The organism is Streptomyces lunalinharesii, assembly GCF_039532155.1.
Taxonomy (GTDB): Bacteria; Actinomycetota; Actinomycetes; order Streptomycetales; family Streptomycetaceae; genus Streptomyces; species Streptomyces lunalinharesii.
Genome location: NZ_BAAARK010000033.1, coordinates 1 through 13,527, shown reverse-complemented (window position 1 = coordinate 13,527; position 13,527 = coordinate 1). Strand labels below are relative to the sequence as shown.

Below are 13,527 nucleotides of genomic sequence, written 5' to 3'. Positions count from 1 at the left end.
AGGGGCGGCGGATCATGGCACAGCCAGGACGAGCGGGGCAGCGGGGACGGGCCGAAAGGCTCGGCGGGCTGGCACCGCTCGACACGCACGACCCCCAGCGGATCGGCGAGTACCGCCTGCTGGGGCGGCTCGGCGAGGGCGGCATGGGGCGGGTCTTCCTCGCCCGTTCGGACCGCGGCCGGACCGCCGCGGTCAAATTGGTGCGGACGGAACTGGCCCACCAGGAGGAGTTCCGGGCCCGCTTCCGCCGCGAGGTGCGGGCCGCCCGCACGGTGGGCGGCGAGTGGACCGCGCCCGTCCTGGACGCGGACACCGAGGCCGAGACCCCGTGGTTGGCCACCGGCTACATCGCCGGCCCCTCCCTCCAACAGACCGTCGGCGGCACCGGCCCGCTGCCGGAGCGGACGGTGCGGATCCTGGCCGCCGGACTGGCCCGCGCCCTGCGGTCCGTGCACGCCGCCGGCCTCATCCACCGCGACCTCAAGCCGTCCAACGTCCTGCTGACCCTCGACGGGCCGCGGGTCATCGACTTCGGCATCGCGCGGGCCCTGGAGGGCGTCAGCACCAGCGCGGTGACGCACACCGGCTCCGCGGTCGGCTCGCCCGGCTTCATGGCGCCCGAACAGGTCCGCGGCGAGCCGCTCACGCCGGCCTGCGACGTCTTCTGCCTCGGCTCGGTGCTGGTCTACGCGGCCACCGGCCGCCCGCCGTTCGGCTCGGAGACGACCCTGCCGCACGCGATGATGTACCGCATCGCCGAGCAGGAACCGGACCTGACCGGGCTCCCCGAAGGGCTGCGGGAGCTGGTCACCGCCTGCCTGGCGAAGGACCCGGCCCGTCGCCCCACGCCCGAGGAACTGGTGGCGCGGGCCGAGGACGGCCCGGACGCCTCCGGGGCGGCCGAGGACGAACCGTGGCTCCCCGGGGCGCTCGTCGCCCGGCTGGGACGGCACGCGGTGGAACTGCTGGAGACCGAGGACCCGCAGGACGGCACGGCACCGACGCCCACCGCGGCGACCGCCGTCGCCTCGCCCGCCACCGTGGCACCACCGCGCGTCCCCGCCCCGGCGCGCCGCCGCCGCACCGGCCGGACACTGCTGGTCGCGGCCGCGCTGGTGCTGGCCGGAGGGGGCACCGCCGCCGCGTACGCGCTGCTCGGCGCGCCCGGCGACGGCAGCGCCGCCGCCACCGAGAAGACCACGGACCGGCCCACGACGCCGCCCGGCGGCATCCCCGCCGACTACCTGGGCATCTGGTCGACGACGATCGGCGACTCCCGGCTGGACGTGCGCCGCTTCACCCTGGTCCAGGGCAAGCCCGGCGAGGCGGTGCTCCGGATGGAGGCCACCGGGCCCACGTACGACTGCCGGTTCGTGGCCACCCTCAAGAGCGCCGGCCCGCCGGTGCGCCTGGGCCCGTCCACCGTGGTCTCCGGCCCGCCCGACACCTGCCGCCCCGGCTCCCCCAGCACCCTGGAGCTGATGGGCGGCCAGCTGCGGCGCACCTTCGACGACGCGGGCGGCCTGGCACCGCTGCTGTACACGAAGAAGGGGTGACGGCGGGGCGCCCGCCCCACCGTCACCCCGTCATCGGCGGCGCGGCCCGCGAGGACCGCACCGCCGGGGTCGTGCCGCACCCGTTACGACAGGAACGAGTTGATCTCGATCGTCTCGGTCCGGCCCGGGCCGACGCCGATCGCGGAGATCGGGGCGCCCGACATCTCCTCCAGCGCCTTGACGTACGCCTGGGCGTTCTTCGGCAGGTCGGAGAAGGTCTTGGCCTGGGTGATGTCCTCGGACCAGCCCGGCAGCATCTCGTAGATCGGCTTCGCGTGGTGGAAGTCGGTCTGGCTGTAGGGCAGCTCCTCGACGCGCTTGCCGTCGATCTCGTAGGCCACGCAGACCGGGATCTGCTCCCAGCCGGTGAGGACGTCGAGCTTGGTGAGGAAGAAGTCCGTCAGGCCGTTGACGCGGGTCGCGTAGCGGGCGATGACCGCGTCGAACCAGCCGCAGCGACGGTCGCGCCCGGTGGTGACGCCGCGCTCGCCGCCGATCCGGCGCAGCGCCTCGCCGTCCTCGTCGAACAGCTCGGTCGGGAACGGTCCGGCGCCCACCCGGGTGGTGTACGCCTTGAGGATCCCGATGACCCGGCTGATCTTCGTGGGGCCGACGCCCGCACCCGTGCAGGCACCGCCCGCGGTCGGGTTCGAGGAGGTCACGAAGGGGTACGTGCCGTGGTCGATGTCGAGCAGGGTGCCCTGCCCGCCCTCGAAGAGCACGACCTTGTCGTCGTCCAGGGCCTTGTTGAGGATCAGGGTGGTGTCGGCGACGTAGCCCTTGATCTGGTCGGCGTAGCCCAGCAGCTCCTCGACGACCTGCCCGGCCTCGATGGCGCGGCGGTTGTAGAGCTTGGTGAGCAGCTGGTTCTTGACGTCGAGGGCCGCCTCGACCTTCTGGGCCAGGATCGACTCGTCGTAGAGGTCCTGGACCCGGATGCCGGTGCGGTTGATCTTGTCGGCGTAGGTCGGGCCGATGCCCCGGCCCGTGGTGCCGATCTTCCGCTTGCCGAGGAACCGTTCCGTCACCTTGTCGGTGGTGATGTTGTACGGCGTGATCAGATGCGCGTTACCGCTGAGCAGCAGCTTGGACGTGTCGACGCCGCGCTCGTTGAGTCCGCTCAGCTCGGAGAGCAGGACCGCCGGGTCGACCACGACGCCGTTGCCGATGACCGGGGTGCACCCCGGCGAGAGGATTCCGGAAGGGAGGAGGTGAAGTGCGTACTTCTGGTCGCCCACGACGACCGTGTGGCCGGCGTTGTTGCCGCCCTGATAACGCACGACGTAGTCCACTGACCCACCGAGCAGATCGGTGGCCTTTCCCTTGCCCTCATCACCCCACTGAGCACCGAGCAGCACAAGTGCGGGCACAGGCGTACACCCCTTCCGGGCGGGGCATGTCCAACGTGCGTGGAAGGCGCGACGCCCGCGTGTTCACGCGTACGTCGTCGCCGGAGCCGTCGGACCGGTGCCCCGGAATAGACGAAGCCCCTGGCGCAATAGCGCAAGGGGCTCTTGCACCGAGATGCTACCTGAGGAAGGACCGAGGTGTCGGCGCAGTCTTCTGGGCACTCTCCCGCGGAGTCCGTTCGGGGGTGTCCCCTGCTTGTGGTCATCGACCCGGTCGCCCGCAGGACCGACGGCGAGTCCGTACGGATCGCGAAGGACGTCCTGTGCGCCGGCGCCGGGGCGAAGATCTGCCTGCCGGCGGGGCCGGAGGAGTTCGCCCAGGCGCTGGCCCGGCGCGGCCGGCGCCGCCCGGTGGTGATCGGCGACGACCGGGCGCTGCTGCGGGCGGTGGGCCTGCTGCACAAGGGGCGCGAGCTGGCCGGGGTGCCGCTGTCTCTGGTCCCGGTGGGCCCGCCGGAGGCCGTCGCGCTGAGCCGGACGCTGGGCGTGCCCACGGACGCGGTGGCCGCCGCGCGGACCGTCCTGGACGGCGGGGAGCGGCCGATGGACCTGCTCACGGACGACAGCGACGGCATCGTGCTGGGCGGGCTGCGCATCCCGTGCGGTGACACCTTTGGTGCGCTGCCGGAGTACGGGGCGTACGGGGCCTCCGGCGCGGCGGCGGAGCCGGACGGGCGGGCCGCCTGCGGGGCCCCGGTCGCGGACGGCGGGGGCGCGGACCTCGACGCGGAGGCGGAGTTCGGGCACCGCTCCTGGTGGAAGCCGGCGGCCCGCACCGCCCGTACGGCGCTGTCGCTGCTCGCCGCGCCCACGGCGGGGCTCCGGGGCGCTCCCCGGCCGGGCGCGCCCGAGGCGGGCGCGGGGCGGCGCGGACGGGTGCCCGCGCAGCGGCTGCGGCTGCGGGTCGAGGCCGACGGCGCGTTGCTGGCGGATCTGGACCGGCCGGTGCGCGGCGTGTCGGTGGTGCCGTGGGCCGGCGACGACGCGGCCGTGGGCGGCGGCCCGGCCCGACTGCCGGGCGGACTGGCCGAGGTGGTCGTGCACTGGCCGGGCGGGGAGCGGCCACTGCGGGCCCGGGCGCGGGCGGTGACGGTGTCCGGAGCGGACTTCCACTACCGGGCGGACGCCCTGGTCGGCGGGCCGGTGCGGACCCGGACCTGGACGGTGCAGCCGGGCGCCTGGCGGTTGCAGCTGCCGCGGCAGGGGTGAGCGGGGGCGCGGCGCGCGGGCCCGTCGGGCGGCGTGCGGAAACGGGGGGCGCGGGGTCAGCGCCGCGTGGCCGGGTCGCGTCCGGGCGCGCCCTCGCCGGCGGTGTTTTCGGTGGCTTCGGTGGCTTCGGTGCGGAGATCGGCGAGGTGGTCGCGCCAGCGGTCCATCATGCCGAGGAGTTCCTGCTGCATGAACTCCGTGAAGGCCAGCGTCTCGCCGAGCCGGCGGCCGGCGGCGCTCTCTTGGCCGAGGCTCGCCACGCCCTCGCGCAGCACGTCCTCCCAGCGGGTCAGGACGCTGTCCCGACGGGTCAGGGCCTCGTACCACTGGTCGCTGTGGACGCGGTAGCGGTCGCGGCGGGAACCGGGCTCGCGCTCGCGGCTGACCATGCCGACCTGCGAGAGGTAGCGGATCGCGCCGGAGACGGCCGCCGGGCTCACCTGGAGCCGCTCGCCCAACTCGGCGGAGGTCAGGACGCCGGAGTCGGAGGCCAGCAGGCAGGAGAAGACGCGGGCGGGCATCCGCTGCATCCCCGCGTCGACCATCTGCGCCGCGAACCGCTCCACGAACGTCAGGACCGCCGCGTCGTCGCGTGCGGCCGCCCGGCGCGTGTCCCGCTGTCGCTGCTCGCTCATTTCGGCATCATCTCCCCTGTTCAGAGCCGGTCCCTCAACTTTATACGGTTTTTTAACTTCACAAATTTATGAAATGAACGTACCTTCGAAAGCATGACCACGGCATTCTCTCCCGTCCCCGCGATCCGGGTGGCCGACCTCCACAAGTCGTTCGGCCGGACCCACGCGCTGGACGGCCTCGACCTGACCGTCGAGGCCGGTGAGGTGCACGGCTTCCTCGGTCCCAACGGCGCCGGGAAGTCCACCACCCTCCGCGTCCTGCTCGGCCTGCTGCGCGCCGACCGCGGCACCGCGCAGGTCCTCGGCCGGGACCCCTGGCAGGACGCGGTAGAGATCCACCGCCGCGTCGCCTACGTCCCCGGCGACGTCACCCTGTGGCGCAACCTCTCCGGCGGGGAGGTCATCGACCTGCACGGACGGCTGCGCGGCGGGCTGGACGCCGCCCGACGGGACGAGCTGCTGGAGCGCTTCGAGCTCGACCCCACGAAGAAGGGCCGCACCTACTCCAAAGGCAACCGCCAGAAGGTCGCCCTGGTCGCCGCCTTCGCCTCCGACGTCGACCTGCTGGTCCTCGACGAACCGACCTCCGGGCTGGACCCGCTGATGGAGGAGGTCTTCCAGAGCTGCGTCGCCGAGGAGCGCGACCGCGGCCGCACGGTCCTGCTCTCCAGCCACGTGCTGTCCGAGGTGGAGGCGCTCTGCGACCGCGTCAGCATCGTCCGCAGGGGCCGCACCGTCGAATCCGGCTCGCTGGGGGAGCTGCGCCACCTGACCCGGACGACCGTGGTGGCCGAGCTGGCCGGCCCGCCGGCCGGACTCGACGACCTGCCCGGCGTCCACGGCCTCACCGTCCAGCCGCTCCAGGGCGGCCCGGCCTGCCGGGTGCGGCTCCAGGCCGACACCGACCGGCTCACCGCGGTGCTCGGCCCGCTCGGCGCGGCCGGCCTGCGCAGCCTCACCAGCACCCCGCCCACCCTGGAGGAACTCTTCCTGCGGCACTACCAGGACGACCTCCGCCCCGCCGCCCGCCGCCGAGACGACGCCCGCGCCGAAGGGGCGGTCTCCCGATGAGCGCCCTGGCCGCGCCGGCCGCCCGCCGTCCCGCGGGGCCGCGCCACCTGGCCGGCACCGGCACCCTGCTGCGCCTGGCGCTGCGCCGCGACCGGCTGATGATCCCGGCCTGGGTGCTGGCCCTCGGCCTCGCGGTGGTCGCCACCGGCCCGTCCTTCGCCGCGCTCTACGACACCGCCGCCCGGCGCGCCGAACTGGCCGCGTCGATGAACGCCGACGGCTCGCTGCGCGCTCTGTACGGACCGGTCCTCGACGACTCGCTGGGCGGGCTCGTCGCCTGGCGGATGGCCGGGCTCGGGGCGGTGCTGGCGGCCGTGATGAGCCTGCTGATCGTCGTCCGGCACACCCGCGAGGAGGAGGAGACCGGCCGCCAGGAGCTGCTGTTGGCCGCCATGGTGGGCCGCCGGGCGCCGCTGACCGCGGCCCTGTCGGCGGCCCTGATCGCCGACGCCGGGGTCGCGGCGCTGACCGCGGCCGGACTGACCGCCACCGGCCGGCCGGTGGGCGGCTCGCTCGCCCTCGGCCTCGCGATCGGCGGCACCGGCCTGTTCTTCGCCGCCCTGGCCGCGATCGCCGCCCAGCTCACCGAGAGCGCCCGGCTGGCCAGGGGGCTGACCGGTGCGGCCCTGGGCGCGGCGTTCGCGCTGCGCGCCGCCGGCGACGCGTCCGACGGCGCCGGCGCCCCCGGCAGCGGCGGCGCCGCCGTGCTCACCTGGCTCTCCCCCGTCGGCTGGGCGCAGCACCTGCGCGCCTACGCCGGCGAACGCTGGTGGGTACTCCTGCTCTTCGCCACCGCCACGGCACTGACGGCCGCGGCGGCCTACGCCCTGACCGCCCGCCGCGACCTGGGCCTGAGCTTTCTGCCGGCCCGCCCCGGCCCGGCCCGCGCGGCGCGCTCGCTCAGCGGGCCCGGCGGCCTGGCCTGGCGGTTGCAGCGGGCCTCCCTGGCGGGCTGGACGGCCGGGTTCGCGCTGGTCGGGGCGGTGTTCGGCGGGATCGCCGAGGGCGCCGCGCGGATGGTCGGCGACAACCAACGGACCCGGGAGATCTTCGAGCGGCTCGGCGGACAGCAGTCGCTGACGGACGCCTTCCTCGCCGCGATCGTCGGCCTGCTCGGCACGGTCGCGGCGCTGACCGCAGTGGGGGCGGTGCTCAGGCTGCGCGCGGAGGAGACCGGCGGGCGGGCCGAACCCGTCCTGGCCGGGGCGGTGGGCCGGCTGCGCTGGGCCGCCGGCCACCTGGTCATCGCGCTGGTCGGCACCGCCGTGGTGCTGGCCGCCGGCGGGCTGACGCTGGGCGTCACCTACGGCGCCTCGGTCGGCGACGTGGCCGGCGGCACCGGCCGGGTACTGACCGCGGCCCTCGCGCAGGTCCCGGCGGCGTGGACGCTCGCCGCGGTGGCGACGGCCGTCGTCGGCGTGCTGCCCGGGGCCACCGGCGCGGTCTGGGCGCTGACCGGCGGCTGCCTGGCCCTCGGCTGGCTCGGTCCGGTGCTGCGGCTCCCCCAGTGGGCGCTGGACCTCTCGCCGTACGCGCACCTGCCCAAGCTGCCCGGCGGGGCGGTGACGGCCGCGCCCTTCCTCTGGCTGACGGCCCTGACGGCGGTGCTGGTCTGCGTCGGACTGGTCGGACTGCGCCGGCGCGACATCGGCTGATCCGGCAGCCGGGCGCCGTCGGAGCCGTCGCGGGCTCCGGCGGCGCGCTGCGGCCGGCGGGCCGCACTGTCCACAGGGTGTGGACAGTGCCGACGGGCCCGCCCCGCGTCCGTCAGCCGCCGGGCGTCACCAGGCGTGCCTCGTAGGCGAAGACCGCCGCCTGGGTGCGGTCGCGCAGCCCCAGCTTCACCAGGATCCGGCTGACGTGCGTCTTCACCGTCGATTCGGCGACGACGAGATGGGCGGCGATCTCGCCGTTGGACAGGCCCTGGGCGACCAGCACCAGGACCTCGGTCTCCCGTTCCGTCAGGTCGCCGATCCGCTCCTGGGCCGGGGCGCGCGGCGAGCCCAGCCGGGAGAACTCGTTGATCAGGCGCTTGGTGACGGTGGGGGCGAGCAGCGCCTCGCCGGCGGCGACGATCCGCACGCCCTCGGCGAGCTGGCCGGCCGAGGCGTCCTTGAGCAGGAAGCCGCTGGCCCCGGAGCGCAGCGCCTGGTAGACGTACTCGTCCAGGTCGAAGGTGGTCAGCACCAGCACCTTGGCGTCCGCGTCGGCGGCGACGATCTCGCGGGTCGCCTCCAAGCCGTTCATCTCCGGCATCCGGATGTCCATCAGGACCACGTCCGGCTTCAGCAGCGCGACCTTCTGCACCGCCTGCCGGCCGTCGACGGCCTCCCCGATCACCTCGATGTCCGGCATGGCGTTGAGCAGCACGGAGAAGCCCTCGCGGACCATCACCTGGTCGTCGACGATCAACACCTTGATCATGTTGCCCTCCCGCCCGGCGCGGTGTCCCCCGCCGGGTTCAGCACCGGGAGGAAGGCCGCGACCTCGAAGCCGCCGTCCTCGGTGCGGTCGGCCGTCATCTCACCACCGAGCATCTGCACCCGCTCCCGCATGCCGAGCAGCCCGTGACCGGCGCCCGGCGACGGCTTGGCGAGCCGGCTCGCCGGACCGTTGACGATCCGCAGCCCGATCCCGCCGAGCACGTAGGAGACCTCCACCCGCGCGTCCGCACCCGGCGAGTGCCGCAGCGCATTGCTCAACGCCTCCTGCACGATCCGGTACGCCGACAGCTCCACGCCCTGCGGCAGCGGCCGCACGGACCCGGTGGTCACCGCCTCCACGGTCAATCCCGCGCCCCGGACGCTGTCCAACAGCCCGTCGAGGCTGGCGAGGGTCGGCTGCGGGGCCTCCGGATCGCGTTCGGCGAAGGCGTCCGGGTCCTCCGAGCGGACCACGCCGAGGATGCGACGGAGTTCGGTGAGCGCGGCGACCGCGTTCTCCCGGATGGTGGCGAAGGACTTGGCGAGCTCCGGCGGCGGGTCGGTGACCCGGTACGGCGCCGCCTCCGCCTGGATGGCGATCACCGACATGTGGTGCGCCACCACGTCGTGCAGTTCCCGGGCGATCAGTGCGCGCTCCTCCAGCAGGGTGCGGCGAGAACGCTCCTCGGCGGTGACGCTCTGGGTCACCACGACCTGCCGGCGCTCCTCACGCCAGGCCCGGACCGCGGCGGCGGAGACCAGCACCACCCCCGAGAAGAACGCCACCGGAGGCATCTGCCCCAGCTCGCCGCCGCCGGCGAGCACCGAGACCACCGCCCCCGCGGCGATGGTGACCACCCACGTCTCGACCGCCATCCGCGGCCGGGTGCGCAGCACCACCAGCGTCATCACCGCGAGGTGGACGACGAAGGCGGCGTCCCCCCAGACGTTGACGTACGGCGAGAGGAAGCGGGAGCCGAGCCCGCCCACGACGAACGCCAGCAGCGACAGCCAGAAGGCCCCCACCGGCCGGAAGAGCGTCAGCACCGGCGGCACCGCGATCAGCAGCGCCAGCACGATGTCGAGCATCTCGCGCGCCGGGCTGCTGCCGTAGCCGGGGGTCGCGGCCCCCATGAAGACGCAGGCCGCGAAGAATCCCACGGCGCAGTGCGGGAGCCAGCGGGCCAGCCGCCGGGCCCGGCGGGGCAGCCACGGCACCCACCGGGAGACCTTGGCGTCGTCCAAGGGGGGCAGCGGGCGGAGGGCGAAGGCACCGACGAACAGGTCCCGGCGCAGGGAGTGCAGCACGCCGGTGACTATCCGCGCCTCCGAGCGCAGCTGGCCCGGCGTCTGGGTCGTCTCGTTCACGCACACCACGGTAAACAGCGAACCCCCCTCGGGGCGTCCCCACCGAAGCGGATCTGCCACCGTCCGTCTCAAGTACTACGCGGCGCGCCCGGCACCGCCGGCTCACCCGCCGCGCACCAGCCCCAGCAGGGTGCGAAAGGCCCCGGTGCCGGGCGTCAGCGCGGCGTAGTGGCCGGTGCCGGGCAGCTCGCGCAGTGCGGTGGCGGCCGGGTGGGCGGCGGCGTAGCGACGCGAGAGGTCCGGCGGGACGTCCTGGTCGTCGGTGCCGTGCAGCAGCGTGACCGGGACGCCGACGGGCGGGTGGCGCAGCGGGTCGGCGGCGGCCAGTCGGCCGGCGAAACCGGGCCCGGCACCGAGGAGTTCGGCGACCGCGCCGCCACTGAGGCCCAGCGCGTGGGCGCGCGCCAGGTCGGCGACGGGGGCCACCGCGACGACCCGGGTCACCGGCGTCCCCGGACGGGCGGCGGCGAGCAGCGCCAGGTGACCGCCGGCGGAGTGCCCGACGAGCACGACCTGGCGGGGCCGGCCCGCGGGGTCCGCCGCGACACCGGCCGCCGCGGCGAGGGCCGCCGGGACGTCGTCGAACGTCTCCGGCACACCGCCGCCCGCACCGACCCGCCGGTATTCGACGAGCGCGACCGGCAGCCCGTGCCGGGCCAGCTCCGCCGCGCACGGCGAGAGGTGGCGCCGGTCGTAGGCGGCCCGCCAGAACCCGCCGTGCAGGAGGACGACGAGGGGCCCGGCCCCCGCCCCGTACAGGTCCACGACCTGGTCGGGGTGGGGGCCGTAGGCGAGCGTGCGATCCGGCGCCACCGGGGCGAGCCCCAGCAGCGCCGCCTCCTCGTCCGCCGCGCTCACCCGGCGGCACCGCCGAGCGCCGGCCCCGATCCCGAGCCCGGTCCCGTCGTGGCCGGGTCGCGCAGGACCTCGCCGAGCACCCACGCCGCCCGCTCCGCGTCCGCGAAGGTGGTGTAGAGCGGCGTGAAGCCGAAGCGCAGCACGTCCGGGTGGCGGAAGTCGCCGACCACGCCGCGCCGGATCAGCTCCGCCATGACCCGGCCGGCCACGGGCGTCCCACCCTCCTCCACCGGGGCGGACGGGTCGGGGACGCACGCCAACGACACCTGGCTGCCGCGCCGCCGATGGTCGGCCGGGGTCACCGAACGGACCCGCCCGGCCGGCGCGTACGCCGCCACGCACTCCAGGAAGAAGTCGCTCAGCGCCAGGCTCTTGGCCCGCACGTCCTCGATGGCGACGCCCTCCCACGCCTCCAGCGCCGCCTCCAGGGCCAGCAGCGAGAGGATGTCGGGGGTGCCCACGCGGCCGCGCAGGATGCCGTCGGCCGGGGTGTAGCCGGGGTCCATGCCGAACGGGTCGGCGTGCGAGTTCCAGCCGGGCAGCGGCGACTCGAACTGGTCCTGGAGGCCCGTGCGGAGGTAGAGGTACGCGGGCGAACCCGGGCCGCCGTTGAGGTACTTGTAGGTGCAGCCCACCGCGAGGTCCACCCCGCAGGCGTCCAGCGCGACCGGCAGCGCCCCGGCACTGTGGCACAGGTCCCAGACCGCCAGCGCGCCCGCGGTGTGCAACGCGGAGGTGATCGCGGCCATGTCGTTCAACTCGCCGGTGCGGTAGTCGACGTGGTTGACCAGCGCCAACGCGGTCCGCTCGGTGACCTCGTCGGCGATCCGCGCGGGCTCGACCGGCCGGACCGCCAGCCCCGCCATGCGGGCCGCGGAACGGGCGACGTAACCGTCGGTGGGGAAGGTCGTGGCGTCGACCAGGATCTCCGTGCAGCCCTTCCCGGCCATCCGGATGCCGCCGGTCACCGCCTTGAAGACGTTGACGCTGGTGGAGTCGCCGACCACCACCTGGCCGGGGGCCGCCCCGATGAGCGGGGCGATCTTCTCGCCGATCCGCTCGGGCGCGGTCCACCAACCGGCTTCGGTCCAGGACCGGATGCGCAGTTCGCCCCACTCGTGGTGGATCACCTCGGCGATCCGCCCGGGCACCGACCGGGGCAGCGCACCCAGCGAATTGCCGTCCAGGTAGACGGTGTCGTCGTCGAGGACGAACCGGTCGCGGGTGGTGGCGAGGGGCCCGGCGGCGTCCAACTCCGCGGCGCGGGCCGCCTGCGTACGGGCCACGGCAGCGGCGGGGCCGGGGCTCATCGGGCTCTCGGGGCTCTCAGACATGGCTTCGCGCCGTCCACAGCTCGGGGAAGACGTTCTTGCGGGCCCGCTTCTCCAACCAGGCGACGCCCGCGGACCCGCCGGTGCCCATCTTCGCGCCCATGGCCCGCCGGGTCGCGACCAGATGGTCGTTGCGCCAGCGCCAGACCAGCTCCGCGACGTCGGTCAACAGCTCGCCGAGCCGCACGAGTTCGGAGTCCTGCGGGCCGGCGAAGACCGCGGCCCAGACCTCCTCGACGGCCGGGTCCGCCTCGTGGCGCCGGGTCGGGTCGCGCCGCAGGACGTCCTGCGGGACCGGGTGGCCGCGGCGGGCCAACAACCCCAGCACCTCGTCGTACAGGCTCGGCTCGTGCAGCGCCTTCTCCAGCGCGGCGTGGTCCTGGGGCGAGCCGCGGTGCGGCACCAGCATCGACGCCGACTTCTCGCCGAGCAGGAACTCCATCCGCCGGTACATCGCGGACTGGAAGCCGCTGCCCTCGCCGAGCGCGTCGCGGTAGGCGTTGAACTGGGCGGGCGTCAGCCGGGCGAGCGGCTTCCACGCCGCGTTCAGCGCCTCCAGCTCCCACGTGGAACGGCGCAGCGCGTCCATCGCCACCGGCAGGTCGTCCCGGCGCAGCGCCTCGGCGGCGGTGTGCCACTCGTGGACGAGGGCGGTGAACCACAGCTCCATCACCTGGGTGGTGACCAGGAAGACCATCTCGCCCGGGTCGTCGGAGTGGAGCTGCTGGAGGTGGGTGAGGACGCTCGCGCGGACGTAGTCCTCGTACGGGGTGGGGGCGCCGGCGCCGATGCTCAGGTCGGGGCCGAAGGGCGGGTCCGCCTCACTGGACGCGGCGTCCGGCGACGCCGGAGCGCGGTCCGCGGGATGGGTGGGAGACGGTTGCGACATGAGGGACTCCTCAGGTGCGAACTACCGGGTAGCGGTCCGCTCCTTCCTCGTCGGCTCGGGAGCCCCGGTCCCCTCGGGCGCGGGATGACCCGGCCCACTGGAAATCATCGGTGCTGCACCACCACCGCGCAAGGGCCGGCCGCGATCTTGCGGCCGGCCCCGCGGCGGCTCAGCCGAGCGTGTTGGCCGCGGTCGGCGAGGAGTCGCGCAGGAACGTCGAGCACCGCTCGTACTCCGCCTGCTCGCCGATCGTCTGGGCGGCGCGGGCGAGGGCGTGCAGCGCGCGCAGGAAGCCGCGGTTGGGCTCGTGCTCGAACGGCACCGGGCCGTGGCCCTTCCAACCGGCCCGGCGCAGCGAGTCCAGGCCGCGGTGGTAGCCGGTGCGGGCGTAGGCGTAGGACTCCACGACCCGGCCGGCCTCGAACGCGTCGTCGGCCAGCTGGGCCCAGGCCAGGGAGGAGGCCGGGTACTTCGCGGCGACGTCGGCCGGCGCGGTGCCCGAGGCGAGCAGCGCACGGGGCTCCGGGTCGTCGGGCAGGTGGGTCGGGGGCGGTCCCCCGAGGAGGTTCTCGTGAATGGGCATGGTCCCAGTCTGCCCGGTCGCTGCGCTTCTGCGCTTGGGCGCCTTCCCACGTTGTCGGCGTTCCCGCCGTGGGGGTTCGGGTGTTGCGCCTGCGGCGCGGGGGCCGCTGCGCGGGGCTTGTGGGGTGCGGAGCCGCTGCGCGGGGCTTGACCGCTGTGGTGCGGGGGCGGGGGGGGGGGGGGGGGGGGGGGCGGA

General features: G+C 75.0%; 12 protein-coding genes. 4 read left to right on the top strand and 8 right to left on the bottom strand.

Annotated elements, in window-relative coordinates:
* Positions 1-14 precede the first annotated feature (14 nt).
* Positions 15-1,556: a serine/threonine-protein kinase gene (locus ABD385_RS32725; protein WP_344582827.1), complete on the top strand. Its 1,542-nt coding sequence runs from the start codon at positions 15-17 to the stop codon at positions 1,554-1,556.
* Between the two features lie 83 nt (positions 1,557-1,639).
* On the opposite strand, the gene ABD385_RS32720 is transcribed toward ABD385_RS32725, so the two are convergent.
* Entirely contained in the window at positions 1,640-2,926 is a 1,287-nt protein-coding gene (locus tag ABD385_RS32720) for an adenylosuccinate synthase (protein WP_344582825.1), read from the bottom strand.
* Positions 2,927-3,163: 237 nt separating this feature from the next.
* Here ABD385_RS32720 and ABD385_RS32715 point away from each other — a divergent pair, with 237 nt between their 5' ends.
* Positions 3,164-4,174, top strand: a complete 1,011-nt coding sequence (locus tag ABD385_RS32715; protein ID WP_344582823.1) for a diacylglycerol kinase catalytic domain-containing protein — start codon at positions 3,164-3,166, stop codon at positions 4,172-4,174.
* Positions 4,175-4,230: 56 nt separating this feature from the next.
* Here ABD385_RS32715 and ABD385_RS32710 read toward each other — a convergent pair whose 3' ends face one another.
* Positions 4,231-4,809: a GbsR/MarR family transcriptional regulator gene (locus tag ABD385_RS32710; RefSeq protein ID WP_344582821.1), complete on the bottom strand. Its 579-nt coding sequence runs from the start codon at positions 4,807-4,809 to the stop codon at positions 4,231-4,233.
* Positions 4,810-4,902: 93 nt separating this feature from the next.
* Here ABD385_RS32710 and ABD385_RS32705 point away from each other — a divergent pair, with 93 nt between their 5' ends.
* Together ABD385_RS32705 and ABD385_RS32700 are read left to right on the top strand one after the other, a co-directional pair.
* Positions 4,903-5,880: an ABC transporter ATP-binding protein gene (locus ABD385_RS32705; RefSeq protein ID WP_344582819.1), complete on the top strand. Its 978-nt coding sequence runs from the start codon at positions 4,903-4,905 to the stop codon at positions 5,878-5,880.
* Positions 5,877-7,535, top strand: coding sequence for an ABC transporter permease (locus tag ABD385_RS32700; protein WP_344582817.1), 1,659 nt, complete (start codon positions 5,877-5,879; stop codon positions 7,533-7,535). Before ABD385_RS32705 ends, ABD385_RS32700 begins: the two co-directional genes overlap by 4 nt.
* Positions 7,536-7,647: 112 nt before the next feature.
* On the opposite strand, the gene ABD385_RS32695 is transcribed toward ABD385_RS32700, so the two are convergent.
* From ABD385_RS32695 to ABD385_RS32670, 6 genes are all read right to left on the bottom strand, one after another.
* Positions 7,648-8,304: a response regulator gene (locus tag ABD385_RS32695; protein WP_344582815.1), complete on the bottom strand. Its 657-nt coding sequence runs from the start codon at positions 8,302-8,304 to the stop codon at positions 7,648-7,650.
* Entirely contained in the window at positions 8,301-9,671 is a 1,371-nt protein-coding gene (locus tag ABD385_RS32690) for a sensor histidine kinase (RefSeq protein WP_344582813.1), read from the bottom strand. The genes ABD385_RS32695 and ABD385_RS32690 overlap by 4 nt, the downstream gene beginning before the upstream one ends.
* Before the next feature lie 102 nt (positions 9,672-9,773).
* Entirely contained in the window at positions 9,774-10,529 is a 756-nt protein-coding gene (locus ABD385_RS32685) for an alpha/beta hydrolase family protein (RefSeq protein ID WP_344582811.1), read from the bottom strand.
* On the bottom strand, positions 10,526-11,863 hold the full coding sequence (locus ABD385_RS32680) for a kynureninase (protein ID WP_344582809.1): 1,338 nt from the start codon (positions 11,861-11,863) through the stop codon (positions 10,526-10,528). Before ABD385_RS32680 ends, ABD385_RS32685 begins: the two co-directional genes overlap by 4 nt.
* Complete coding sequence (locus tag ABD385_RS32675) at positions 11,856-12,749, bottom strand: tryptophan 2,3-dioxygenase family protein (RefSeq protein ID WP_344582808.1); 894 nt, start codon at positions 12,747-12,749, stop codon at positions 11,856-11,858. The genes ABD385_RS32680 and ABD385_RS32675 overlap by 8 nt, the downstream gene beginning before the upstream one ends.
* Positions 12,750-12,918: 169 nt before the next feature.
* Positions 12,919-13,332: a DUF3151 domain-containing protein gene (locus ABD385_RS32670; RefSeq protein WP_344582807.1), complete on the bottom strand. Its 414-nt coding sequence runs from the start codon at positions 13,330-13,332 to the stop codon at positions 12,919-12,921.
* Between the last annotated feature and the right edge of the window lie 195 nt (positions 13,333-13,527).